Annotated in this window: 23 protein-coding genes; 15 read left to right on the top strand and 8 right to left on the bottom strand. The window is 55.9% G+C overall.

The window, feature by feature from the left end; genetic code table 11:
- The first annotated feature begins 82 nt into the window (after positions 1-82).
- The 3 genes from ABLV11_RS03455 (at position 83) to ruvB (ending at position 2,499) form a co-directional block, all read left to right on the top strand.
- The gene (locus tag ABLV11_RS03455; RefSeq protein WP_004103392.1) at positions 83-745 is read left to right on the top strand and encodes a hypothetical protein; all 663 of its coding nucleotides are present in this window, start codon (positions 83-85) and stop codon (positions 743-745) included.
- A gap of 123 nt (positions 746-868) precedes the next feature.
- Entirely contained in the window at positions 869-1,480 is a 612-nt protein-coding gene (ruvA, locus tag ABLV11_RS03450) for a Holliday junction branch migration protein RuvA (RefSeq protein WP_004103390.1), read from the top strand.
- 8 nt (positions 1,481-1,488) lie between these two features.
- Positions 1,489-2,499 carry a Holliday junction branch migration DNA helicase RuvB gene (gene ruvB / locus ABLV11_RS03445; protein WP_004103386.1) on the top strand — a complete coding sequence of 337 codons (1,011 nt, stop codon included), beginning with the start codon at positions 1,489-1,491 and terminating at the stop codon, positions 2,497-2,499.
- A 207-nt stretch (positions 2,500-2,706) separates the two neighbouring features.
- On the opposite strand, the gene znuB is transcribed toward ruvB, so the two are convergent.
- Entirely contained in the window at positions 2,707-3,492 is a 786-nt protein-coding gene (znuB, locus tag ABLV11_RS03440) for a zinc ABC transporter permease subunit ZnuB (protein WP_126489279.1), read from the bottom strand.
- Positions 3,492-4,244 (bottom strand): zinc ABC transporter ATP-binding protein ZnuC, encoded by a 753-nt coding sequence (znuC, locus tag ABLV11_RS03435; RefSeq protein WP_004103383.1) that lies wholly within the window; start codon positions 4,242-4,244, stop codon positions 3,492-3,494. Before znuC ends, znuB begins: the two co-directional genes overlap by 1 nt.
- 78 nt (positions 4,245-4,322) lie before the next feature.
- On the opposite strand from znuC, the gene znuA reads away from it, so the two are divergent.
- The 3 genes from znuA to lpxM all read left to right on the top strand — a co-directional run bounded on the left by znuA (position 4,323) and on the right by lpxM (position 7,697).
- Positions 4,323-5,267 (top strand): zinc ABC transporter substrate-binding protein ZnuA, encoded by a 945-nt coding sequence (gene znuA, locus ABLV11_RS03430; RefSeq protein ID WP_016808309.1) that lies wholly within the window; start codon positions 4,323-4,325, stop codon positions 5,265-5,267.
- A gap of 15 nt (positions 5,268-5,282) precedes the next feature.
- Complete coding sequence (gene mepM, locus ABLV11_RS03425; protein WP_004113780.1) at positions 5,283-6,605, top strand: murein DD-endopeptidase MepM; 1,323 nt, start codon at positions 5,283-5,285, stop codon at positions 6,603-6,605.
- Positions 6,606-6,722: 117 nt separating this feature from the next.
- Positions 6,723-7,697 carry a lauroyl-Kdo(2)-lipid IV(A) myristoyltransferase gene (gene lpxM / locus ABLV11_RS03420; RefSeq protein WP_126489278.1) on the top strand — a complete coding sequence of 325 codons (975 nt, stop codon included), beginning with the start codon at positions 6,723-6,725 and terminating at the stop codon, positions 7,695-7,697.
- A 71-nt stretch (positions 7,698-7,768) separates the two neighbouring features.
- Here the strand turns inward: lpxM and pyk are convergent, their stop codons facing one another.
- Positions 7,769-9,211, bottom strand: a complete 1,443-nt coding sequence (pyk, locus tag ABLV11_RS03415; RefSeq protein WP_004103379.1) for a pyruvate kinase — start codon at positions 9,209-9,211, stop codon at positions 7,769-7,771.
- Positions 9,212-9,336: 125 nt separating this feature from the next.
- Positions 9,337-10,206, bottom strand: coding sequence for a MurR/RpiR family transcriptional regulator (locus ABLV11_RS03410; RefSeq protein ID WP_004103378.1), 870 nt, complete (start codon positions 10,204-10,206; stop codon positions 9,337-9,339).
- Positions 10,207-10,567: 361 nt separating this feature from the next.
- Here ABLV11_RS03410 and zwf point away from each other — a divergent pair, with 361 nt between their 5' ends.
- From zwf to ABLV11_RS03395, 3 genes are all read left to right on the top strand, one after another.
- The gene (zwf, locus tag ABLV11_RS03405; RefSeq protein WP_004103371.1) at positions 10,568-12,043 is read left to right on the top strand and encodes a glucose-6-phosphate dehydrogenase; all 1,476 of its coding nucleotides are present in this window, start codon (positions 10,568-10,570) and stop codon (positions 12,041-12,043) included.
- A gap of 220 nt (positions 12,044-12,263) precedes the next feature.
- Entirely contained in the window at positions 12,264-14,075 is a 1,812-nt protein-coding gene (gene edd, locus ABLV11_RS03400; RefSeq protein WP_004103369.1) for a phosphogluconate dehydratase, read from the top strand.
- 37 nt (positions 14,076-14,112) lie between these two features.
- The gene (locus ABLV11_RS03395; protein ID WP_004103368.1) at positions 14,113-14,754 is read left to right on the top strand and encodes a bifunctional 4-hydroxy-2-oxoglutarate aldolase/2-dehydro-3-deoxy-phosphogluconate aldolase; all 642 of its coding nucleotides are present in this window, start codon (positions 14,113-14,115) and stop codon (positions 14,752-14,754) included.
- A 53-nt stretch (positions 14,755-14,807) separates the two neighbouring features.
- Here ABLV11_RS03395 and purT read toward each other — a convergent pair whose 3' ends face one another.
- Positions 14,808-15,986: a formate-dependent phosphoribosylglycinamide formyltransferase gene (gene purT, locus ABLV11_RS03390; RefSeq protein ID WP_004103366.1), complete on the bottom strand. Its 1,179-nt coding sequence runs from the start codon at positions 15,984-15,986 to the stop codon at positions 14,808-14,810.
- A gap of 135 nt (positions 15,987-16,121) precedes the next feature.
- Here purT and ABLV11_RS03385 point away from each other — a divergent pair, with 135 nt between their 5' ends.
- The 3 genes from ABLV11_RS03385 (at position 16,122) to ptrB (ending at position 19,507) form a co-directional block, all read left to right on the top strand.
- On the top strand, positions 16,122-16,484 hold the full coding sequence (locus tag ABLV11_RS03385; RefSeq protein ID WP_017145640.1) for a YebG family protein: 363 nt from the start codon (positions 16,122-16,124) through the stop codon (positions 16,482-16,484).
- 148 nt (positions 16,485-16,632) lie between these two features.
- A complete protein-coding gene (locus tag ABLV11_RS03380) occupies positions 16,633-17,313 on the top strand; it encodes a DUF533 domain-containing protein (protein WP_064344541.1) in 681 nt (226 codons plus the stop codon).
- A 133-nt stretch (positions 17,314-17,446) separates the two neighbouring features.
- Positions 17,447-19,507 carry an oligopeptidase B gene (gene ptrB / locus ABLV11_RS03375; RefSeq protein ID WP_064356175.1) on the top strand — a complete coding sequence of 687 codons (2,061 nt, stop codon included), beginning with the start codon at positions 17,447-17,449 and terminating at the stop codon, positions 19,505-19,507.
- A gap of 9 nt (positions 19,508-19,516) precedes the next feature.
- Here the strand turns inward: ptrB and exoX are convergent, their stop codons facing one another.
- Together exoX and ABLV11_RS03365 are read right to left on the bottom strand one after the other, a co-directional pair.
- A complete protein-coding gene (gene exoX, locus ABLV11_RS03370; RefSeq protein ID WP_004103360.1) occupies positions 19,517-20,176 on the bottom strand; it encodes an exodeoxyribonuclease X in 660 nt (219 codons plus the stop codon).
- A 78-nt stretch (positions 20,177-20,254) separates the two neighbouring features.
- The gene (locus ABLV11_RS03365) at positions 20,255-20,485 is read right to left on the bottom strand and encodes a DNA polymerase III subunit theta (RefSeq protein ID WP_004103351.1); all 231 of its coding nucleotides are present in this window, start codon (positions 20,483-20,485) and stop codon (positions 20,255-20,257) included.
- A gap of 135 nt (positions 20,486-20,620) precedes the next feature.
- Between ABLV11_RS03365 and yobA the strand changes: the two genes are divergently transcribed.
- The 3 genes from yobA to ABLV11_RS03350 are packed head-to-tail and all read left to right on the top strand — an operon-like array spanning position 20,621 to position 22,224.
- Positions 20,621-20,995 (top strand): CopC domain-containing protein YobA, encoded by a 375-nt coding sequence (yobA, locus tag ABLV11_RS03360; protein WP_016808306.1) that lies wholly within the window; start codon positions 20,621-20,623, stop codon positions 20,993-20,995.
- A 4-nt stretch (positions 20,996-20,999) separates the two neighbouring features.
- Positions 21,000-21,869, top strand: a complete 870-nt coding sequence (copD, locus tag ABLV11_RS03355) for a copper homeostasis membrane protein CopD (protein WP_004103346.1) — start codon at positions 21,000-21,002, stop codon at positions 21,867-21,869.
- 16 nt (positions 21,870-21,885) lie between these two features.
- Positions 21,886-22,224, top strand: a complete 339-nt coding sequence (locus tag ABLV11_RS03350) for a YebY family protein (RefSeq protein ID WP_004103344.1) — start codon at positions 21,886-21,888, stop codon at positions 22,222-22,224.
- 386 nt (positions 22,225-22,610) lie between these two features.
- On the opposite strand, the gene ABLV11_RS03345 is transcribed toward ABLV11_RS03350, so the two are convergent.
- Positions 22,611-23,570, bottom strand: coding sequence for a spore coat protein U domain-containing protein (locus ABLV11_RS03345; RefSeq protein ID WP_123829748.1), 960 nt, complete (start codon positions 23,568-23,570; stop codon positions 22,611-22,613).

Genomic DNA, 23,570 nt, shown 5'->3' with positions numbered 1-23,570 from the left:
CGTTTTACTTTCCTCACTGACATCGTTAACTAAAAAGAGTAAGGATGCAGATTATTCGGCATAGCGTTGGATAGTCAGTTGAATGATGAAAATCCGGGTGGTGAAATCTCTCTTTTTTATGCTGCTAATTATCGTCAGTGGATATTATTTACTGACCGAATATCAGTATTACCATCAGAGTTCGACGGTTTTCGGCACAGTCGTCAATACCCGCACTGTCAGCAGCGCAGAGCGGCGCCTGGCCGACGCCTGCACCACATTTCGCGGACGCGAAGATTGTTCCGCGCTCTTTGAGTATGATATTACCTGGCTGTCAGGCGGTCACTCCTACCGCTATCACGTTGCAAAGGCCTGGTCTCCGCCCGCAGACAGACTTTGTATGAATATCGTGCAGGGAAAACCCGCTATTGCCAAACCATGTGACGCTCTCTTTTTTAACGTCAGCCGGCTCCCGGGTCTGATAGCAATCTGGGTTATCGTGGCTTTTATTACTTTGACGCTATTTTTATACCGTAAGCGTTACGCTATTTCTCGTCAGTGGCCTGCGCAGACGCTTTATCGGATTTATCACCGCAGGCACAGGCTGATGCTGGAAACCCCGGATGAACAAGAAGCGCTAAAGTTCATCAACAGCGGTTATCGAATAAGCGAAACTTTCCACCATCAGAAAGTCGTTGGGTCGGGTCGTCAAAGACGCGTCATTCACTACATCATCTACCTTGTGCGGGGTAAAAAGAGCGCATAAAAGCGCAAGCCAGGCTCGCGCCCCACCGATGTACGGGAATTACGTGTTTTTCATCTGGATATCTATCCAGCCTTTTTTTATGATACCGCATTAGACTTTCGGCCCTTAATCCAGGAGCTCCATGTGATAGGCAGACTCAGAGGCATTATTCTCGAAAAACAACCCCCGCTGGTTTTACTCGAAACGGGAGGCGTAGGCTATGAGGTTCATCTGCCGATGACCTGCTTCTATGAGCTGCCGGACGTGGGCAAAGAGGCGATCATTTTCACCCACTTTATCGTTCGTGAAGATGCGCAGCTGCTGTATGGCTTTAACAATAAGCAGGAGCGCACGCTGTTTAAAGAGCTGATTAAAACTAACGGCGTCGGTCCAAAACTGGCGCTGGCAATCCTTTCCGGCATGTCCGCTCAGCAGTTTGTCAATGCCGTTGAGCGTGAAGAGCTGGCGGCGCTGGTCAAACTGCCGGGGATCGGTAAGAAAACCGCGGAACGCCTGATTGTCGAGATGAAAGACCGCTTCAAAGGACTGCACGGCGATCTGTTCACTCCGGCAGCCGATCTGGTTCTGACGTCGCCGGCCGGGCCGTCTGACGATGATGCTGAACAGGAAGCGGTTGCTGCGCTGGTGGCGCTGGGCTATAAACCTCAGGAAGCCAGCCGGATGGTCAGCAAAATCGTGCGTCCGGATGCCAACAGTGAAACGCTAATTCGCGAAGCGCTCCGCGCCGCGTTGTGAGGTAAGGGATGATAGAAGCAGACAGGCTGGTATCGGCAGACAGCAGCGGCTTTGAAGAGGCGGCGGACCGCGCAATCCGCCCCAAACTGCTGGAAGAGTATGTAGGCCAGCCGCACGTCCGTTCGCAAATGGAGATCTTTATCCAGGCGGCGAAACTGCGCGGCGACGCGCTCGATCACCTGCTGATTTTTGGTCCTCCAGGGCTGGGAAAAACCACGCTGGCGAACATCGTCGCTAACGAAATGGGCGTTAACCTGCGCACGACCTCCGGCCCGGTGCTGGAGAAAGCGGGCGATCTGGCGGCGATGTTGACCAACCTTGAACCACACGACGTTCTGTTTATCGACGAGATTCATCGCCTTTCACCGGTTGTCGAAGAAGTCCTGTATCCGGCAATGGAAGATTACCAGCTGGATATCATGATTGGTGAAGGGCCTGCGGCGCGTTCAATCAAAATCGATCTTCCGCCGTTTACCCTGATTGGCGCGACCACTCGCGCCGGCTCGCTGACTTCGCCGCTGCGCGACCGCTTCGGTATCGTCCAGCGCCTGGAGTTCTACCAGATCCCTGACCTGCAGCATATCGTCAGCCGCAGCGCTCGCTATATGGGGCTGGAGATGAGCGAAGAGGGAGCGCTGGAAGTTGCGCGTCGCGCGCGCGGTACGCCGCGAATCGCTAACCGCCTGCTGCGCAGGGTGCGCGATTTTGCTGAAGTCCGCTACGATGGACGTATCTCAGAGGATATTGCCGCTCAGGCGCTGGATATGCTCAACGTGGATGCCGAAGGATTTGACTATATGGACCGTAAGCTGCTGCTGGCGGTCATCGATAAATTCTTTGGCGGGCCGGTTGGGCTGGATAACCTGGCGGCGGCAATAGGTGAAGAGCGTGAAACCATCGAGGACGTGCTGGAACCGTATCTGATTCAGCAAGGTTTTCTACAACGCACCCCGCGCGGACGTATGGCGACGGTACGGGCCTGGACCCACTTTGGCATTACGCCGCCTGAAATGCCTTAATCCTTGTCGGTGTTTAAAACAACAGACCGCAAGGGTCGGTAGCCCGGCTAAGCGCAGCGCAAGCCGGGGAAATCGTTGAAGCGGTATTGCGGTTGATGTCCCGGCTTGCGGCGTGAACGCCTCAGCCGGGCGACAAAGTCCGCAGACAGTTGTGACCCTATAGCAATCTGCCGAGTTTTGATGGCGGTTGAGGCGGGCGCATAAGCGTCAGGCGGCCGGCTTCTTGCTCATGCTGATGATAAACAGCACCGCAGCGCACAGCACCACGGAAGGCCCGGCTGGCGTGTCGTAAAACGCTGAAAAGGTCAGTCCGCCGGTGACGGCAATCATCCCCATTCCTACCGCAATACCCGCCATTTGCTCCGGCGTACGGGCAAAGCGACGCGCCGTGGCTGCGGGAATAATCAGCAAAGACGTAATGATCAGCGCCCCGACGAACTTCATCGCCACGCCGATGGTCAGCGCGGTGACCAGCATCAACAGCAGTTTAACCCTTTGTAGCTTAACGCCGTCAACGAAGGCCAGATCCGGACTAATAGTCATCGATAGCATATTACGCCACTGCCAGAGCAGGATCGCCAGCACGATCGCTACGCCAATCGCGATGGATATTAAATCCTCCGGCGTAACCGCCAACAGGTCGCCAAACAGATAGGCCATCAGATCGACGCGCACGTTCGACATCAGACTGACTACCACCAGGCCCAAAGACAGCGCGCTGTGGGCCATGATACCGAGTAGCGTATCTACCGCCAGATGAGGACGTTTTTCCAGCCATACCAGCCCGCCCGCCAGCAGCAACGTCACCACGATGACCGCATAAAAAGGATTAACGTTCAGCAGCAAACCAAAAGCGACGCCGAGCAGAGAGGCATGGGCCAGGGTATCGCCAAAGTAGGACATGCGGCGCCAGACGACAAACGATCCCAGCGGACCCGCCGCACAGGCGAGCATTATCCCGGCCAGCCAGCCGGGAAGCAGTAATTCAATCATTAACGGTCATTTCCCCGACGCAGTACAATCCGCCCCTGCAGGTCGTGGCGGTGATTATGATGATGGCGATAAATACCCAGCTGTTCCGCGCCGCGCTGGCCGAACATTGAGATAAATTCCGGATGCATGGAGACCACTTCCGGCGCGCCGGAGCAGCAGATATGCTGATTGAGACACAGTACTTCATCGGTTTTCGCCATCACCAGGTGCAGGTCGTGGGAAACCATCAGCACGGCACAATCAAGCTCCTGGCGCAGCTGATTAATCAGATCGTACAGCGCCACCTGACCATTCACGTCAACGCCCTGCGTTGGCTCGTCAAGCACCAGCAGCTGCGGTTGATTGAGCAGCGCGCGCGCCAGAAGTACCCGCTGAGTCTCGCCGCCGGAAAGCTTTTGCATAGGCGCGTCAATCAGATGACCGGCCTGCACGCGCTTCAGCGCCGGCAGTATGTCGCGCTTGTGCGTTCCTGGCCGCAACAGCATAAAGCGGCTGACGGTGAGCGGCATCGTGGCATCAAGGTGCAGCTTTTGCGGGACATAGCCTATCCGCAGATGTCCCTCGCGTTTGATAACCCCTTCTGTAGGTGCTACCAGCCCAAGAACGACTCTGACGAGGGTCGATTTACCGGCGCCGTTGGGGCCCAGCAGAGTTAAAATTTTGCCCGGCTTAAGCGTGAGCGAAATGTCAGACAGCACGCGCCTTTGGCCATAGACGACCGCGACGTTTTCCAGAGTTACAAGATTTGTCATATCAAATTAGAGGTTGCACAAGCCAGTGAATGTTATAATATCACATCTTTCTCATTCATTACGATGATTAGACGCATTATGTTACATAAAAATACGCTTCTTTGCGCTGGACTTAGCGCCGCTTTTTTGTTCGCTCATGCACCGCTGGCAAGCGCCGCGGTCGTCACCTCGCTTAAACCGCTGGGCTTTATAGCATCAGCCATTGCTGATGGGGTAACCGAGACCCAGGTACTGCTGCCTGACGGGGCATCGGAGCATGATTATTCACTGCGTCCATCGGATGCAAAACGCTTACAGAACGCAGACTTAGTGGTCTGGATTGGTCCAGAGATGGAGGCGTTTATGGATAAGTCAACGCAAAGCATTGCGCCGAACAAAAAGGTGACGATTGCCGAGCTTGACGGCGTGAAACCGTTACTCATGAAAGGCGTCGACGACGACGATGACCATCACGGTCACGATCATGGCGCCGGGGAAAATAGTGACGACGATCACCATCATGGCATCTATAACATGCATCTATGGCTTTCCCCAGAGATAGCGCGCCTTTCGGCGGTTGCAATCCACGATAAATTATTGGAACTTATGCCGCAGAGTCGAGCCAAACTTGACGCCAACCTGAAGGATTTTGAGGCAAAATTAGCCGCAACCGACAAGCAGGTTGGGACCGAGCTGGCACCGCTGAAAGGGAAGGGGTATTTCGTTTTTCATGACGCCTACGGCTACTTTGAAAAACACTACGGTTTGACCTCCTTAGGTCATTTTACTGTCAACCCTGAAATCCAGCCTGGTGCGCAGCGTTTACACGAAATCAGAACACAGCTGGTTGAGCAAAAAGCAACTTGCGTTTTTGCTGAGCCACAGTTCAGGCCAGCGGTTATAGAAGCTGTTGCCAGGGGGACGTCCGTGCGCATGGGAACCCTGGATCCACTTGGAATCGGAATTAAGCTGGGTAAAGAGAGTTATCCGCAATTCCTGAGCCAGATGGCAAATCAGTATTCAAGCTGCCTGAAAGGAGAATAACGAGGAAGTGAATACGTGCAACAGATAGCCCGCGCTGTCACTCAGGCATTTAACAATCTGCCACGACCTCACCGCGTTATGCTGGGGTCGCTTAGCGTTCTTACCTTAGCGGTCGCCGTCTGGCGACCCTACATTTACCACCATCCCGAAACGGCTCCCATCTCCAGAACCATCGAGCTGGAACAAAGCGAAATTCGTTCTCTGCTGCCAGAGGCCTCGGAACCTATCGATCAGGCGCCTCAGGAAGAAGAAGCCATCCCTCAGGATGAGCTGGATGATAAAGCGGACAGCGATTCCGGCGGCCATGAATATGTGGTGTCGACCGGGGATACGCTCAGCAGCATTCTTAATCAGTACGGTATTGATATGGGCGATATCGCCCGGCTCTCCTCGGCGGATAAAGAGCTGCGTAATCTGAAAATCGGCCAACAGCTCTCCTGGACGCTGACGGCGGATGGCGATTTACAAAGCCTGACCTGGGAGATGTCGCGCCGCGAAACCCGCACCTACGACCGGGTGGCCAACGGTTTCAAAATGAGCAGCGAGCTGCAAAAAGGCGACTGGGTCAATAACGTACTGAAAGGTACCGTGGGCGGAAGCTTTGTCGCCAGCGCTCGCGATGCCGGCCTGACCAGCACTGAAATTAGCGCGGTGATCAAAGCCATGCAGTGGCAGATGGACTTCCGTAAGCTGAAAAAAGGCGATGAGTTTTCCGTACTGATGTCGCGTGAAATGCTGGACGGTAAGCGCGAGCAAAGCCAGCTGCTTGGCGTACGCCTGCGTTCGGATGGCAAAGACTATTACGCGATCCGCGCTGAGGATGGCAAATTCTACGATCGCAACGGTACAGGCCTTGCGAAGGGCTTCCTGCGTTTCCCGACCGCCCGCCAGTTCCGCGTCTCATCAAACTTTAACCCGCGTCGTCTGAACCCGGTCACCGGCCGCGTCGCTCCGCATCGTGGCGTCGATTTTGCGATGCCGCAGGGCACCCCAGTGCTCTCGGTTGGCGATGGCGAAGTGGTAGTGGCTAAACGTAGCGGTGCGGCAGGTTATTACGTTGCCGTCCGCCACGGTCGTACCTATACCACCCGCTATATGCACCTGCGTAAGCTGCTGGTCAAACCCGGGCAGAAGGTGAAACGCGGCGATCGCATCGCGCTGTCGGGCAATACCGGCCGTTCGACCGGTCCGCATCTGCATTATGAAGTGTGGATCAACCAGCAGGCGGTCAACCCGCTGACGGCGAAACTGCCGCGTACGGAAGGGCTCAGCGGTTCCGACCGTACCGATTTCCTGGCGCAGGCCAAACAGGTGATTCCGCAGCTGCGGTTTGACTAACCTCACGCCAGTTAAAGCCGGTGCCTTCTGCGCGCCGGCTTTTTCTTTTGTACGTTACTCCACGTATCGCTAAACTAACCCATTATCTTTACTGAGCGGAAATTCTGCGGATTGGGCATGGAAACGAAAAAAAATAATATTGAGTTTATTCCAAAATTTGAAAAATCCTTTTTACTGCCGCGCTACTGGGGCGCGTGGTTCGGCGTTTTTGCCTTCGGCGCAATTGCCCTGACGCCCGCGTCTTTCCGCGATCCGATCCTGGGTAAACTGGGGCGTCTTGTTGGTCGTCTGGCAAAGAGTTCGCGCCGCCGGGCGCAAATTAACCTGCTGTACTGCTTTCCGGAAAAAAGCGAGCAGGAACGTGAAGAAATAATTGATGCCATGTATGCCTCCGCGCCGCAGGCGATGGTGATGATGGCCGAGTTAGGCCTGTGCGATCCGCAGCGGATTCTTTCCCGCGTCGACTGGCAGGGCAAAGAAATCATCGATGAGATGCAGCGCAATAACGAGAAAGTGATCTTCCTGGTTCCTCATGCCTGGGGAGTGGACATCCCGGCGATGCTGATGGCGTCCGGCGGGCAAAAAATGGCGGCGATGTTTCATAACCAGGGCAACCCGGTATTCGATTACGTCTGGAATACCGTGCGTCGTCGTTTCGGCGGTCGTATGCACGCGCGCAACGACGGCATCAAACCCTTTATTCAGTCGGTACGTCAGGGATACTGGGGCTACTATCTGCCGGATCAGGATCACGGGGCCGAACACAGTGAATTTGTTGATTTCTTTGCCACCTACAAGGCGACGCTCCCGGCAATTGGTCGTTTAATGAAAGTATGTCGCGCCCGGGTTGTCCCGCTGTTCCCGGTTTACGATGGCGAAACGCATCGCCTGACGGTGCTGGTGCGCCCGCCGATGGACGATCTGCTGGAAGCGGACGACAATACCATTGCCCGACGGATGAATGAAGAGGTAGAGATTTTCGTTAAGCCGCATACCGAGCAGTATACGTGGATCCTTAAACTACTCAAAACGCGCAAACCCGGCGAAATCGAACCGTACAAGCGCAAAGAGCTGTATCCGAAGAAGAAATAGTCCGCGTAGACGCTGCGGGCAAAAAAAAACCTGCCGACAACTGCCGGCAGGTTTTTTTATGGCGCAGCAAATTACTCGACGGTCAGAATACGGGTGGTGTTGGTGCTGCCTATGGTGCTCATTACGTCGCCCTGAGTGACGATAACCAGGTCACCGGTCACCAGATAGCCTTTATCACGCAGCAGCGTTACCGCATCGTGCGCGGCGGCGACGCCGTCGCTTGCGCTATCGAAATAAACCGGAGTCACACCGCGATACAGCGCAGTCAGGTTCAGCGTACGCTCGTGGCGAGACAGCGCGAAAATCGGCAGGCCGGAGCTGATACGGGAAGTCATCAGCGCGGTACGCCCGGATTCCGTCATGGTAATGATAGCAGTGACGCCCTTGAGGTGGTTGGCCGCGTACATAGCCGACATCGCAATGGCTTCTTCAACATTATCGAACTGAACGTCCAGACGGTGTTTAGAGACGTTGAGGCTGGGGATCTTTTCCGCGCCCAGGCAAACGCGCGCCATCGCGGCAACGGTCTCAGACGGATACTGGCCCGCGGCGGTTTCTGCAGACAGCATGACGGCGTCGGTACCATCCAGCACGGCGTTCGCCACGTCCATCACTTCGGCGCGGGTTGGCATCGGGTTGGTGATCATCGACTCCATCATCTGCGTCGCGGTAATGACCGAGCGGTTGAGCTGACGAGCGCGGCGGATTAATGCTTTCTGGATACCGACCAGCTCCGGGTCGCCAATTTCTACGCCGAGGTCGCCGCGGGCTACCATAACAACGTCGGAGGCCAGGATCACGTCATCCATCGCGTCCTGATCGCATACCGCTTCCGCACGCTCTACTTTGGCCACGATTTTTGCATCGCAGCCCGCATCGCGCGCCAGACGACGCGCGTAGTTCAGGTCTTCGCCGCAGCGCGGGAAGGAGACGGCCAGATAGTCGACGCCGATTTTGGCGGCGGTGATGATGTCTGCTTTGTCTTTTTCAGTCAGCGCTTCGGCAGAGAGGCCACCGCCCAGCTTGTTGATACCTTTGTTGTTAGACAATGGTCCGCCGACGGTGACTTCGGTGAACACTTTCATGCCCTGAACTTCCAGGACTTTCAGCTGCACGCGCCCGTCGTCCAGCAGCAGGATATCGCCAGGAACCACGTCAGCCGGCAGGCCTTTATAATCGATGCCGACTTTTTCTTTATCGCCTTCGCCTTTACCCAGGTTCGCATCGAGCAGGAATTTATCACCGATATTGAGGAAAATTTTGCCTTCTTTGAAGGTAGAGACGCGAATTTTCGGCCCCTGAAGGTCACCGAGAATAGCGACATGACGGCCCAGTTTTGCCGCAATCTCACGGACTTTATCCGCACGGAGCTGGTGATCTTCCGCGGTGCCGTGAGAGAAGTTCATACGTACCACGTTAGCGCCTGCGGCGATAACCTTTTCAAGGTTGTTATCGCGATCGGTAGCCGGGCCTAAGGTGGTAACGATTTTGGTTCTGCGAAGCCTTCTGGACATGTAATACTCCGTTGACTGAAACAACTTTGGTGTTGCGTGAACATGGATTCGGTAGCGCCAGCGAGCAAAGTCGCTATACCGGAACATTACCGACGTTGTAATAGGATACTGCTTTGTTTCTACTTTTATTGGTCATTACTGTGTAAGCTGAGCTCTTTATCAAAGCGCGATTCCTTCAGCGCTTCCTTGACCCTCTTCAAGTTATCTCTGAATTTCGCTCCCCGACGAAGGGTAAAGCCGGTTGCCAGTACGTCAATCACCGTCAGCTGCGCTAAGCGGGAAACCATTGGCATATAGATATCGGTATCTTCCGGGACATCCAGCGTAATGGCCAGCGTCGACTCGCGGGAAAGCGGGGTGCCCGGCGAAGTAATGGCGATCACCATCGCATCATTTTCGCGCGCCAGCTGCGCCAGCTCTACCAGGCTTTTGGTCCTGCCGGTATGCGAAATAATCACCACCACGTCATCGTCATTACAGTTCATACAGCTCATGCGTTGCAGGACGATGTCGTCGGAATAAATCACCGGCACATTAAAGCGGAAAAATTTGTTCATCGCATCGTGGGCGACGGCTGCCGATGAGCCCAGGCCGAAGAAGGCGATTTTCTTGGCCTGAGTGAGAAGGTCCACTGCCCGGTTGATCGCTGACATATCGAGAGAATGATGGACCTGATCTAAACTGGCCATAGCCGATTCAAATATCTTACCCGTATAGGACTCAACGCTGTCGTCTTCATCGACGTTGCGGTTAACATAGAGGGTACCGTGCGCCAGGCTTTGCGCCAGATGCAGTTTGAAATCCGGGAAACCGCGGGTTTCCAGACTGCGGCAGAAACGGTTGACCGTAGGCTCGCTGACGCCGGCTTCCAGCGCCAGGGCAGCAATACTTGAATGAATGGCCTGCGCGGGGGTTGCAAGAATGACTTCCGCCACTTTGCGTTCAGATTTGCTAAGGTGTTCCAGTCGGGACTGGATTTTTTCCAGCATATTCATGGGTAATCAGGCGCTCATCAATGGAAACGATTTCATTAATGGGTGAAATCATCAGGCGTTTTAGCAAGAATATACCCCTCCGTAGTCGGAAACGGTGAGGAATGACTTTAAAATATGTTGTTTTTTTTCATTACATGATCAGAGTCGTATTTTACTAACTGATAATCGGTCGAAACAACGAACAATACTAGCCGCATGCCCAAAAACTCAGCCCATATTTTCCTGCCTGTGCGATTTAGCCGCGGGAACGGGAGCGGAGGGTTTCGGGAAATTCGTAAACACAGTACGATGCAGTGAAAGAAAATTACAAATACAACTATAGCCTGGCATAAGCACCGGGCTATCAACTAAGGAGAATGACATGGCGGTAACGCAAACGGCCCAGGCATGCGATCTGGTCATTTTCGGCGCGAAGGGTGACCTGGCGCGACGTAAATTGCTGCCTTCCCTGTATCAGCTTGAAAAAGCTGGCCAGATCCACCCTGACACCCGCATCATCGGCGTCGGGCGTGCCGACTGGGATAAAGACGCTTACACCAAGGTAGTGCGTGAAGCGATGGAAACCTTCATGAAGGAGAAAATTGATGAAGGTTTGTGGGAGACCCTGAGCGGGCGTCTGGATTTTTGTAACCTGGATGTCAACGATACCAAAGCGTTTACTCGTCTGGGCAAAATGCTCGATCAGAAAGAGCGGGTGACGATCAACTATTTCGCCATGCCGCCAAGTACCTTCGGCGCGATTTGTAAAGGCCTGGGCGAAGCGAAGCTGAACGCCAAGCCGGCCCGCGTGGTGATGGAAAAACCGCTGGGTACCTCGCTTGAAACGTCCCGCGAGATTAACGATCGGGTGGGCGAGTTCTTCGAGGAGTGCCAGGTCTATCGCATCGACCATTATCTGGGTAAAGAGACGGTGTTGAACCTGCTGGCGCTGCGCTTTGCTAACTCGCTGTTCGTCAATAACTGGGATAGCCGCACCATCGATCACGTTGAGATCACCGTAGCGGAAGAGGTAGGCATTGAAGGTCGCTGGGGTTACTTCGATCAGGCCGGGCAGATGCGCGACATGATCCAGAACCACCTGCTGCAGATCCTGTGCATGATCGCCATGTCCCCGCCGTCGGATCTGAGCGCCGACAGCATTCGCGATGAAAAAGTGAAGGTGCTGAAATCTCTGCGCCGCATCGACCGCACGAACGTGCGTGAAAAAACGGTGCGTGGTCAGTACACCGCCGGCTTCGCGCAGGGCAAAAAAGTGCCTGGCTACCTCGAAGAAGAGGGGGCGAATAAATCCAGCCATACGGAAACTTTCGTGGCCATCCGCGTCGATATCGACAACTGGCGCTGGGCGGGCGTACCGTTCTACCTGCGCACCGGTAAACGTCTGCCGACCAAGTGTTCTGAAGTTGTGGTGTACTTTAAAACGCCGGAACTCAACCTGTTCAAAGAGACCTGGCAAGAGCTGCCGCAGAATAAGCTGACCATTCGTCTGCAGCCGGATGAAGGGGTGGATATTCAGGTACTTAATAAAGTTCCTGGCCTTGACCATAAGCACAATCTGCAAATCACCAAGCTGGATCTGAGCTACTCAGAAACCTTTAATCAAACCCATCTGGCGGATGCCTATGAGCGTCTGCTGCTGGAGACCATGCGCGGTATCCAGGCGCTGTTCGTCCGTCGCGACGAAGTGGAAGAGGCGTGGAAGTGGGTCGATTCTATCACCGAAGCCTGGGCTGCCGATCGCGATTCGCCGAAACCTTATCAGGCGGGCACCTGGGGGCCGGTTGCCTCCGTGGCGATGATCACCCGCGATGGTCGTTCGTGGAATGAATTTGAGTAATCGCCAGCTCCTCCGTCAGGGTTATTTTACCGGTAACATGATCTGACGCAGCAAGTCGCGTAATTTTTAATCTTTTAAGCCCCGGAGGATTCACCCCCGGGGCTTTTTTTATTACACTGGCTGCAGATATTTTGCCCCTGAGCCCCAGTACTTGTGCCTTGAGTCCCAAAAAGTACCGCTAAAGCGCTGCGGCCGGACAGATGAAATTTGAGGAGCCTTTATGAATTCTGAAATGTTACGGGTAACAAATCGCATCATCGAACGTTCGCGCGCTACCCGCGAAGCCTACCTCGCGCGGATTAACCAGGCCAAAACTGACACCGTTCATCGCGCCCAGCTGGCATGCGGTAACCTGGCCCACGGTTTCGCCGCCTGCCAGGCGGATGACAAAGCCTCGTTGAAAAGCATGCTGCGCAATAACATCGCTATCATCACCTCCTACAACGATATGCTTTCCGCCCACCAGCCCTATGAGCGCTATCCGGAGATTATTCGCAAAGCGCTGCACTCCGCGAACGCGGTAGGCCAGGTCGCAGGGGGCGTTCCGGCGATGTGTGATGGCGTTACGCAGGGACAAGACGGAATGGAGCTGTCGCTGCTCAGCCGCGAAGTGATTGCCATGTCCGCGGCGATTGGTCTGTCGCACAACATGTTTGACGGCGCGCTCTATCTCGGGGTCTGCGATAAAATTGTTCCCGGCCTGGCGATGGCTGCGCTCTCCTTCGGCCATCTGCCGTCTATCTTTATTCCTTCCGGTCCGATGGCCAGTGGCCTGGCAAATAAAGAAAAAGTGCGCATTCGCCAGCTGTATGCGGAAGGCAAAGTGGATCGTATGGCGCTGCTGGAGTCCGAAGCTGCGTCTTACCATGCGCCTGGCACCTGCACCTTCTACGGCACCGCCAATACCAACCAGATGGTGGTTGAGTTTATGGGGATGCAGCTGCCCGGATCGTCATTTGTGCATCCGGATGCGCCGCTGCGCGAAGCGCTGACCGCCGCCGCCGCCCGCCAGGTGACTCGTCTGACCGGCAACGGTAATGAGTGGATGCCGCTGGGCAAAATGTTTGATGAAAAAGTGGTGGTTAACGGGATTGTCGCGCTGCTGGCAACCGGCGGCTCCACCAACCACACCATGCACTTGGTGGCCATGGCGCGGGCGGCGGGGATCATCATCAATTGGGATGATTTCTCCGATCTCTCTGACGTGGTGCCGCTGCTGGCGCGTCTCTACCCGAACGGCCCGGCGGATATTAACCACTTCCAGGCGGCTGGCGGGGTACCGGTGCTGGTTCGCGAACTGCTGAAAGGCGGACTGCTGCATGAAGATGTTCACACCGTGGCCGGCTTCGGCCTCTCTCGCTACACCCTGGAGCCCTGGCTTAATAACGGCGAACTTGACTGGCGCGAAGGGGCGACCGCTCCGCTGGACGAACAGGTTATCGCCACCTTTGACAAACCGTTCTCTCGCCACGGCGGCACCAAAGTCCTGAGCGGCAATCTCGGCCGCGCGGTCATGAAAACCTCCGCCGTGCCGGTTGAAAACCAGATTATAGAAGCCCCGGCGGTCGTCTTCGAGAGCCAGCATGATGTGCTGCCTGCCTTTGAAGCGGGCCTGCTCGACAAAGATTGCGTGGTTGTCGTCCGCCATCAGGGACCAAAAGCGAACGGCATGCCAGAATTACATAAACTTATGCCGCCACTTGGTGTATTATTGGACCGCCGTTTCAAAATCGCGCTGGTGACCGATGGTCGACTCTCCGGCGCGTCAGGCAAAGTACCATCGGCAATCCACGTGACGCCTGAGGCGTACGATGGTGGCCTGCTGGCGAAGGTACGCGATGGCGATATCATCCGCGTCAATGGTCAGACGGGCGAGCTAACGCTGATGGTCGATGACGCTGAGCTGGCCGCGCGTCAGCCCCATATTCCTGACCTGAGCGGTTCGCGTGTGGGAACCGGCCGGGAAATGTTCGGTGCGCTGCGTGAGAAACTCTCCGGAGCTGAACAGGGCGCAACCTGCATCAATTTTTAAGACGATTCGATTTATAGATCTGGCGAGAGAAAATCTGATGAAAAACTGGAAAACAACTGCAGAAGCAATCCTCACCTCCGGCCCGGTTGTACCGGTAATCGTGGTGAAAAAGCTGGAACACGCTGTGCCAATGGCGAAAGCGCTGGTTGCAGGCGGCGTACGCGTACTGGAAGTCACCCTGCGTACCGAGTGTGCGATGGACGCTATCCGCGCAATCGCCAAAGAAGTCCCGGAAGCGATCGTCGGTGCCGGGACCGTCACCAACGTTGAGCAGTTGAAAGAAGTGACCGAAGCGGGCGCGCAGTTTGCTATCAGCCCGGGCCTGACCGAATCTCTGCTGAAAGCGGCGACCGGTGAAGGCACCATTCCGCTGATCCCGGGGATCAGCACCGTATCCGAGCTGATGCTGGGTATGCAGTATGGCCTGAAAGAGTTCAAATTCTTCCCGGCTGAAGCGAACGGCGGCGTGAAAGCGCTGCAGGCGATTGGTGGTCCGTTCGCGCACATTCGTTTCTGCCCGACTGGCGGCATCTCTCCGGCAAACTATCGCGATTATCTGGCGCTGAACAGCGTACTGTGCATCGGCGGTTCCTGGCTGGTTCCGGCGGATGCGCTGGAAGCCGGTGATTACGACCGTATCACCAAACTGGCTCGTGAAGCGGTAGAAGGCGCGAAGTAATCTTCGCGCGCTTACCCGAGGCCCGGTCTGCAGTCCATGCGACCGGGCTTTTTTTATCCTTCGACGACGACCGCTGAAGCCGCCGCTTTAGCCCGCGCAACCGCTTCTTCGACGTTATCGGCTATCGCCAGCGTTACGCCCAGGCGACGTGAGCCGTCAATTTCCGGCTTACCGAACAGACGCAGCTGCAGACCCGCGCCGACCGCTGCCTGGAGGTTGCTGAAGGTGACGTTCTGGCTGCTCATCTGCGGCAGAATGACCGCAGAGGCCGCCGGGCCGTACTGGCGAATCGCGCCAATCGGCAGGCCGAGAAAGGCGCGGACGTGCAGGGCGAACTCGGATAAATCCTGCGAAATCAGTGTGACCATACCGGTATCGTGCGGGCGCGGCGAGACTTCGCTAAAAATCACCTCATCGCCGCAGACGAATAGCTCAACGCCGAACAGGCCGTAACCGCCCAGCGCCAGCACCACCTGACGGGCGATGTCCTGCGCGCGTTCCTGCGCCAGCGCGCTCATCTGCTGCGGCTGCCAGGATTCACGATAGTCGCCATCTTCCTGGCGGTGGCCGACCGGCGCGCAGAAGTGCACGCCGTCCACGGCGCTGACGGTGAGAAGGGTAATTTCAAAATCAAAATTCACCACGCCTTCAACGATAACGCGACCGGCCCCGGCACGGCCGCCCTGCTGCGCATACTGCCAGGCCTCAGCCAGCTGTTCGTGGGTACGAATAAAGCTCTGGCCCTTTCCCGATGAGCTCATTACCGGCTTGACGATGCACGGCAGTCCTGTCTCGGCGACGGCCTCGCGGAAGGCGGATTCGCTGTCGGCAAAACGGTAGGCGGAGGTCGGCAGCTTCAGTTCCTCAGCGGCCAGGCGGCGGATCCCTTCACGGTTCATGGTGAGCTTCGCCGCGCGCGCGGTAGGGACGACTTTTTGCCCGGCCTGTTCCAGCGCCACCAGGGTATCGGTGGCGATGGCCTCGATTTCCGGCACGATAAAGTCAGGCTTTTCCTGCTCAATCAGCGCTTGTAAGGCTTCGCCGTGCAGCATATTAATGACGTGTGAGCGGTGCGCGACCTGCATGGCCGGCGCATCAGGGTAACGATCGACGGCGATGGTCTCAATTCCCAGGCGCTGGCATTCGATGGCCACTTCTTTACCCAGCTCGCCGGAACCTAACAGCATAACCTTTGTTGCCGCAGGGCGCAGCGCCGTACCTAATACAGTCATAACTCTCTTCCGCAGTAAAAAAACATGCGCCGCATTATAAACGAAAACGTTTGCGCATGTCTTTATGTGCATCATTTGAGTTCGCGGAAGAAATTTGATATACTGTATAAAAACACAGTACCGAGAGGCTGCATCATGGCGGTTGAAATTAAATATGTAGTGATTCGTGAAGGTGAGGAAAAAATGTCTTTTGCCAGCAAAAAAGAGGCCGATGCTTACGACAAAATGCTCGATCTGGCGGAAGTACTGAACGACTGGCTGGTTGAGTGCCCGCTTACGCTCGATGAAGAGCAGCGCGATAGCATGGCGATGTGGCTTGCCGAGCGCAAAGACACCCTCAACCATATTCTGCGTTCCGGTAAGCTGCCGGAAGCTGAGGGCAGCGCCGATGCGCCAGCCGCGCGCGCAGAAGAAGCAGAAGAGGGTGACAAACCCGAAGAGGTCGTCGAATCTGCAGCCTCGGCACCGGCCAGGCCGCGCAAAGCGAAAGCCGCCTGAGCCATGCTGCCGCCGCCACTCGTTCTGGCGGTTGGCTCCCGCGCCGCGCGCCCGGCGCGACATTTGCTCATCTTTAGCTGCCGATAACGTTTCCTGACGCCGCGTCGTTTAGGCTGGTGGTATCGCTTATCGCGCAACGAGGAAATGTATGGCTAACTGGCTTAATCAACTACAGTCTTTGCTGGGTCAGCAAGGGCAATCTTCTTCATCTGACGATCGGTCACGCGGCAAAGACTTCCTGCTGCCCGGCGCGCTTGGCGGCCTGGCCGGGCTGCTGGTTGCCAGCAAATCATCGCGCAAGCTGTTAGCCAAATACGGCACCGGTGCGCTGCTGGTCGGCGGCGGCGCGGTTGCAGGCAGCGTATTGTGGAATAAATATCAGCAGAAATTGCGTACCAGCGGGCAGCAGACATCGGCGGCGCCCACGCCCGCAACTGCGGCGTCCTCCGCGCCAGCCGAACTTGATGCCCGCAGCGAAAGGCTGATTATGGCGCTGGTCTTCGCTGCTAAAAGCGATGGGCATATTGACGAACGCGAGCGGGCAAATATTGAAGCGCAGCTGCGCGCGGCGAACGTTGACGTGCAGGGGCGGGTGTTAATTGACCAGGCGCTGGCGCAGCCCCTCGACCCGCAGAGCCTGGCGCAGGGCATCAGCAGCGAGCAAGAGGCGCTGGAAGTTTACTATATTAGCTGCGCGGTCATTGATATTGACCACTTTATGGAACGCAGCTACCTGAACGCCCTCGGCGAAGCGCTGAAGCTCCCGCAGGAAGTGCGTGAAGATATCGAACGGGATATCCAGGCGCAAAAACAGGCCGTAACGCTCTAAATCCGCACGTTTCGCTTGCATCGCTGGCGACTTTTGCCACCCTTATATATTGTGTAGTCACGTCACCCTTCAGGCTGCTGTGAAGCAGCCTGAAAATTTTAGTACTCAATACAAGCCGCAGAAGAATAAGCAGATGCCACCAAAAGCGAAACGGATCCCCCATGCCATGACATTACATGGCGACACGCGAATCGATAATTACTACTGGCTGCGCGATGACGATCGCGCACAGCCGGAAGTGCTTGATTATCTGCGCCAGGAAAATGAGTACGGTAAAAAAGTGATGTCTTCGCAAAGTAGCCTGCAGGACAGGGTACTCAAGGAGATTATCGACCGTATTCCGCAGCGCGAAGTGTCGGCCCCCTATAGCAAAAATGGCTACCGTTACCGGCAGGTCTATGAGCCTGGCTGCGAGTATGCGATTTATCAACGCCAGCCGGTCGTAAAAGAAGAGTGGGATGAATGGGAGGTCCTGCTTGACGGTAACCAGCGCGCGGCCGGCAGCGAATTTTACACCCTCGGGGGGTTAGGGGTTTCTCCTGACAACAACATGATGGCGGTGGCGGAAGACTATCTCTCCCGCCGGCAATATAGCCTGCGCTTCTACCCTTTAAACGACGGCGATGAATTTGCGGAAGTTCTTGAGAACGTCTCGCCTGATTTTGCCTGGAGTAATGATTCGCAGACCCTGTGGTACGTGCGTAAGCATCCTACCACGCTGCTGCCGTATCAGGTCTGGCGCCATCGCCTGGGCACACCGGCCAGTGCGGATGTTCTGGTGTATGAAGAGCAGGACGATACATTTTACGTCAGCGTACACAAGACGACTTCCCAGCAGTTTGTGGTGATTTATCTGGCCAGCGCGACCACCAGCGAAGTGCTGCTGCTTAACGCGGAAATGACCGACGCCGAGCCGGTCTGTTTTCTACCGCGGCGCAAAGACCATGAATATAGCCTCGATCACTATCAGCACGCTTTTTATCTGCGATCCAACCGTGAAGGGAAAAACTTCGGCCTTTATCGCACTACCCTGCGCGATGAGCAGCAGTGGGAGACCCTGATCGCGCCGCGTCAGGAAGTGATGCTGGAAGGATTTACTCTGTTTACCGACTGGCTGGTTGTGGAAGAGCGCCAGCGGGGGCTGACCAGCCTGCGGCAGATCAATCGTAAAACAAGAGAGTCCCTGGGCATTGCCTTTGACGATCCGGCCTATGTGACCTGGCTTGCCTATAATCCAGAGCCGGAAACCGCTCGTCTGCGCTACGGCTACTCCTCCATGACCACGCCGGATACGCTATTTGAACTGGATATGAATACCGGCGAGCGGCGGGTACTGAAACAGCAGGAAGTCAAAGGGTTTGATGCCAGCCATTATCGCAGCGAGCATTTGTGGATTAAAGCCCGCGACGGCGTCGAAGTCCCGGTCTCGCTGGTCTACCGTCATGAACATTTCCGTAAAGGTGCCAGTCCACTGCTGGTGTATGGTTACGGCTCCTATGGCGCAAGCATGGATGCGGATTTCAGCGCCAGCCGCCTGAGCCTGCTCGACCGCGGTTTTGTGTTCGCTATCGCCCATATTCGCGGCGGCGGCGAACTGGGCCAGCAGTGGTATGAAGACGGAAAGTTTTTGTGCAAGAAGAACACCTTCAACGATTATCTCGACGTCTGCGATGCGCTGCTGGCGCAGGGCTATGGCGATCCGCGCTTTTGCTACGGCATGGGCGGCAGCGCCGGCGGCATGCTGATGGGCGTGGCTGTGAACCAGCGGCCGGAGCTTTTCCACGGCGTGGTAGCCCAGGTTCCCTTTGTCGATGTCCTCACCACCATGCTCGATGAGTCGATTCCGCTAACCACCGGTGAGTTTGAGGAGTGGGGGAATCCGCAGGATGAAGAGTATTACCGCTATATGAAAAGCTACAGCCCGTACGACGGCGTGCAGGCTCAGGCGTATCCGCATCTGCTGGTTACCACGGGCCTGCATGATTCGCAGGTTCAATACTGGGAGCCGGCAAAATGGGTGGCAAAACTGCGCGAGCTAAAAACGGATGATAACCTGCTGCTGCTCTGTACCGATATGGATTCCGGCCACGGCGGTAAGTCCGGACGCTTCAAAAGCTATGAAGGCGTGGCGCTGGAGTTTGCGTTTCTGATTGGCCTGGCGCAGGGGACGCTGCCGGGCCAGGCGGAGGTATAGCGTCGGTTACTACTCCCCGAGATAGTGCTTCAGCGTCAGGCGCAGCTCGGGGCTCATGCGCTCCAGGTTATTGAACAGCCAGCGTAAATAGCCGGGATCGTTTTCCGCAACCTCGGAAACCGGCTTGCCGCGATATTTGCCGAAGGTGAAGGTGGATAGTAGCGCCGGGCGGCCGGTAATGGTCGCCATTTCCTCAGGCGTCCAGCCGGAGGTGTTGATAATATCGAGCAGCAGGGCGGCGGTGATATAGCAATCATAAAGCGCCCGGTGATGATGCAGTCCCGGTGGCGTCGTGACGCTGAGCTTGCGCGACTTATATAGCCCCATATTGCTGTACTTGATGCCTGGCCACAGGCGGCGCGCCAGCTTCATCGTGCAGATCCACTCGCCCTGCATCTCTGGCAACACCCGACGGTCAAAGCTGGCGTTATGGGCGACATACCACGGACTGCCCATATACAGCGGCACAATCTCCTCGATCCACGGTTTATCGGCGACCATCTCTTCGGTGATACGGTGAATCGCCATCGCCTGCGGGCTGATGGGGCGGTCGGGGCGAACCAGATGGCTCATGGGATTAGTAATTTGTCCGTCGACAATATCAACCGAGGCGATTTCAACAATGCCTCCCTGCAATCCGCAGGTTTCTGTATCGATTACGCGCAGCATGGCTCGCTCCAGGCCAAAGAGACCAGCGTAATGCAACACGCGGGTCTTGCCAACTCGGATGTCCGCAGGGGACGGGAATTATTTCTGTTTCGGTTCATAGGGCAGGCGAGAGAGCGAAACGGAGGCCAGTCGATGGGCAATCAGACGTTCGCGAAACCAGCCGCGCAGATGTTCGGGCTGTTCTCTTTCGACTAAATCGGCAACCACCGGCATATTGTAGCGTTCTTTAAACGCAACGCCCGCCGCGGCGAGATCGACATTCACTTTGTCCATCTCCTCCTGGGATAGTTTAGCCAGGTTCTTTTCCATCGGTTTCTCCTCTGATAACGCCGCAAAAAGTACTAAGCACGCGGCAAAAAGGCAAGTCTCAGACGCTTAGCTCGACTGCGCCATTATACAGGGTTATTCTCTGTGCTACATACATAACAAAAAGGAATGACAACTATGCCAATCATCGCCGGACGCGCGCTGCGTCTGTCTCTGTTTCTCGCCGGTTGCCTCAGCGCAGCAGGTGCATTCGCCCACGCCCATTTGCAACAGCAGCTTCCGGCAGCCGGCGCGGTGGTGGCGGCTTCACCCCAGGCGCTGACCCTCAACTTCTCTGAAGGCATCGAAACGCAGTTTAGCGGCGTGACCCTCACCGGGCCGCAGCAGAAGACCATCACCCTTGGTAAACCTGTCCGCAGCGACAGCAATAAGGCCGAGCTGACGGTACCGGTTGAGCAGGCGCTGACGCCGGGCGAATATACCGTTGACTGGCACGTGGTCTCCGTTGATGGCCATAAGACGAAAGGACAATACACCTTTACCGTGAAGTAAGCCGATGCTGAGTGGAGTCTATGTCAGCTTACGCTTTATCCATTTTATCTCGCTGATCGTCGCTTTCGGCTGTGTCCTCTATGGGACATGGTGGGCGCCGGTAACCTTGCGCCGCTTAATGATGCAGCGTTTCTACCCGCTAATGCGCCATTTATTGCTGGCGAGCGCGCTGTCGGCGCTGCTGATGCTGATGGCGCAGGGTGGGCTGATGGGCAGCGGCTGGCCGGACGTCTGGCAGCCGGCTATCTGGCAGGCGGTTGCCGGAACGCAGTTCGGTAGCGTGTGGATATGGCAGATTTTACTCGCCCTTGTGGCGCTGGCGGTGGTCTGGCTGAAGCCCCGACGATCGGGACGTTTGCTGCTGGTCCTGTTTTGCGCACAGCTTCTGCTGTTGGCCGGCGTCGGTCATGCCGCGATGAACGACGGCTGGCTGGGGATAGTGCAGCGGACCAACCATGCTATTCATCTGTTTTGTGTTGCCAGCTGGGTTGGCGGTCTGCTGCCGTTTATCTACTGTCTTCGCCTGGCGCACGGTCGCTGGCGGCAGGCGGCGATTGCCACCATGATGCGTTTTTCACGCTACGGGCATCTGGCGGTTGCTGGCGCTATTGCCAGCGGCGCAGTGAATGCGCTGTTGATCCAGGGCGGGCTCATCAGCGCCTCGCCCTGGGGGCGTATGCTGTTGCTCAAATGTGCGCTGGTGGCGGCAATGGTGGTAATTGCGCTGGTGAACCGGTATGTTCTGGTGCCACGCATGTCGGCAGGCGGAACGCGAGCGGAGCAACTTATCGTGCGGACCACGCAGATAGAAATTGCGCTGGGGGCGCTGGCGCTATTTGCCGTCAGCCTGTTTGCCACCTGGGAACCTTTCTGAATAAACTGGTTAAATCATGAAAAAAATCGTTCTGACAATGTTGTTATTGGCAAGTTCTGGCGCTGCGCTGGCGGCGCCGCAGGTGATTACCGTGAGCCGCTTTGAAGTGGGTAAGGAGAGCTGGGCGTTTAATCGGGAAGAGGTGATGCTGACCTGCCGTCCGGGCAACGCGCTGTTTGCCATCAATCCGAGCACGCTGGTGCAGTACCCGTTAAACGACATCGCCGAGCAGCAGATGAAAGACGGTAAGACCAACGCGCAGCCGATTTCTGTGATCCAGATTGACGATCCGCAGCAGCCGGGACAAAAAATGAGCCTGGCGCCATTTATTGAGCGCGCGCAGAAACTCTGCTGATCGATATTTTCATCCTACTGTTTTTACATAAAAATAACCGCCATCTCCCCATTCCGGGAGCGGCGGTTTTTTGTAGGCATACGCAATCCTGAGAGGAATTATTGGTTCCCTTTTGTCACGGACTGGAAAACCTGACACGGTAAACTATTCTTATAAGGCAAGGCGACTTAGCCTGCATTAATGCCAACTTTTAGCGCACGGCTCTCTCCCAAGAGCCATTTCCCTGGACCGAATACAGGAATCGTGTTCGGTCTTTTTTTATCTTTTTTTCAGCAATCGCAGATTCCCTTCTAAAAACCCCAGCAGCTTTTTTCGGGGCTTTTTTCTTATACCACAACAATAATTTCCTAAACATTTCTTTTACAAAAAAATCGCCTGCTAACCTTTTAATAGCTCACCGTCACCAGGACGGTATCGCTGTAGGTTCCCGCAGGCTGGTTGCTCTGGTTCGGGTTAATCTTCAGGGTGTAGCTTGCAGATTGCGCGGCGCCGGAGCCGGTCACGCTGAGATTGTTATTTTCCGTCCAGGCGCTGCCGTTGGGCTGGTAAAATTGATACTGCAAAAAGGCAGTCGGTTGGTTAGCGATGGGCTGGCTCATCTGCCGCCAGTCGCCGACGCTGGCGTTAGTACTGGCGAGATTGACGGTGTAGGCCGCGTTTTTTGTGCAGCGAATGGCAAGCTGGCCGCTGTAGGAACTAAAACCGGACGGGAGGGCGGCAGGGGCAAACTCGACGTCCGGCGCGCTGTCGATATAGCAAAAATTGGTCACCCTCACCGATACGTTGACCGTAGAGACCAGGGTGCCGTTATTCGGAATACATATCTTAATGCCCAGTAGATCGAGCCCGACGTAGCAAAAACGATACACCCAGGTAATGGTTAAGACATCGCTATAGGTTCCGGCGGGCACGTTGGCTCCCGGGGTGGTTCTGAAGTAGAGCGGCATGGTGCCATCGCTCGAGTTAAATAGCCCCAGCAGCTCAAGCAGCGTTGTCCTGGACCAGCTTATTACGCCGCCATCCTGATAGGCCGGCGAGCAGGATGCGTCAGAACAGATGCTGTAAGGGATAGCATCGCCGGCGCCGTTAAGCAGCCGGGGCACTCTGTTGCTCTGGTTGGCCGACGCCAGGGTAGCGCTTAGCGTGTTGGTCGAGTTCAGCGCCACCAGTTCCGGGGTGCAGTAAAACCCTGCGCCCGCCATCACGCCCTGAGGCGCGCTGTAGAGCGCAAAGGAATCGACAGGGCCGATCGCTGGCGCACTGGTTTTGATGCTGCAGGCGGCCAGCGCGTTGCTGGCTTGCCCAAGCGCTAAAAGCATCACGAATACCCGGATAATATTTTTCAA

The organism is Klebsiella sp. GW_Kp181, assembly GCF_040062315.1.
GTDB lineage: Bacteria > Pseudomonadota > Gammaproteobacteria > Enterobacterales > Enterobacteriaceae > Klebsiella > Klebsiella oxytoca.
The sequence above is the reverse complement of the archived record's forward strand: the minus strand, read 5'-3'. Positions and strand labels throughout refer to the sequence as shown.

Coding starts and splice junctions, on each gene's coding strand:
- yobA (WP_016808306.1), top strand. CDS start 20,621: ATGCCAATCATCGCCGGACGCGCGCTGCGTCTGTCTCTGTTTCTCGCC.
- edd (WP_004103369.1), top strand. CDS start 12,264: ATGAATTCTGAAATGTTACGGGTAACAAATCGCATCATCGAACGTTCG.
- purT (WP_004103366.1), bottom strand. CDS start 15,986: ATGACTGTATTAGGTACGGCGCTGCGCCCTGCGGCAACAAAGGTTATG.
- ruvB (WP_004103386.1), top strand. CDS start 1,489: ATGATAGAAGCAGACAGGCTGGTATCGGCAGACAGCAGCGGCTTTGAA.
- znuA (WP_016808309.1), top strand. CDS start 4,323: ATGTTACATAAAAATACGCTTCTTTGCGCTGGACTTAGCGCCGCTTTT.
- znuC (WP_004103383.1), bottom strand. CDS start 4,244: ATGACAAATCTTGTAACTCTGGAAAACGTCGCGGTCGTCTATGGCCAA.
- ABLV11_RS03455 (WP_004103392.1), top strand. CDS start 83: ATGATGAAAATCCGGGTGGTGAAATCTCTCTTTTTTATGCTGCTAATT.
- ABLV11_RS03350 (WP_004103344.1), top strand. CDS start 21,886: ATGAAAAAAATCGTTCTGACAATGTTGTTATTGGCAAGTTCTGGCGCT.
- ptrB (WP_064356175.1), top strand. CDS start 17,447: ATGCCACCAAAAGCGAAACGGATCCCCCATGCCATGACATTACATGGC.
- znuB (WP_126489279.1), bottom strand. CDS start 3,492: ATGATTGAATTACTGCTTCCCGGCTGGCTGGCCGGGATAATGCTCGCC.
- exoX (WP_004103360.1), bottom strand. CDS start 20,176: ATGCTGCGCGTAATCGATACAGAAACCTGCGGATTGCAGGGAGGCATT.
- ABLV11_RS03365 (WP_004103351.1), bottom strand. CDS start 20,485: ATGGAAAAGAACCTGGCTAAACTATCCCAGGAGGAGATGGACAAAGTG.
- ABLV11_RS03385 (WP_017145640.1), top strand. CDS start 16,122: ATGGCGGTTGAAATTAAATATGTAGTGATTCGTGAAGGTGAGGAAAAA.
- zwf (WP_004103371.1), top strand. CDS start 10,568: ATGGCGGTAACGCAAACGGCCCAGGCATGCGATCTGGTCATTTTCGGC.
- ABLV11_RS03395 (WP_004103368.1), top strand. CDS start 14,113: ATGAAAAACTGGAAAACAACTGCAGAAGCAATCCTCACCTCCGGCCCG.
- pyk (WP_004103379.1), bottom strand. CDS start 9,211: ATGTCCAGAAGGCTTCGCAGAACCAAAATCGTTACCACCTTAGGCCCG.
- ABLV11_RS03380 (WP_064344541.1), top strand. CDS start 16,633: ATGGCTAACTGGCTTAATCAACTACAGTCTTTGCTGGGTCAGCAAGGG.
- copD (WP_004103346.1), top strand. CDS start 21,000: ATGCTGAGTGGAGTCTATGTCAGCTTACGCTTTATCCATTTTATCTCG.
- lpxM (WP_126489278.1), top strand. CDS start 6,723: ATGGAAACGAAAAAAAATAATATTGAGTTTATTCCAAAATTTGAAAAA.
- ABLV11_RS03410 (WP_004103378.1), bottom strand. CDS start 10,206: ATGAATATGCTGGAAAAAATCCAGTCCCGACTGGAACACCTTAGCAAA.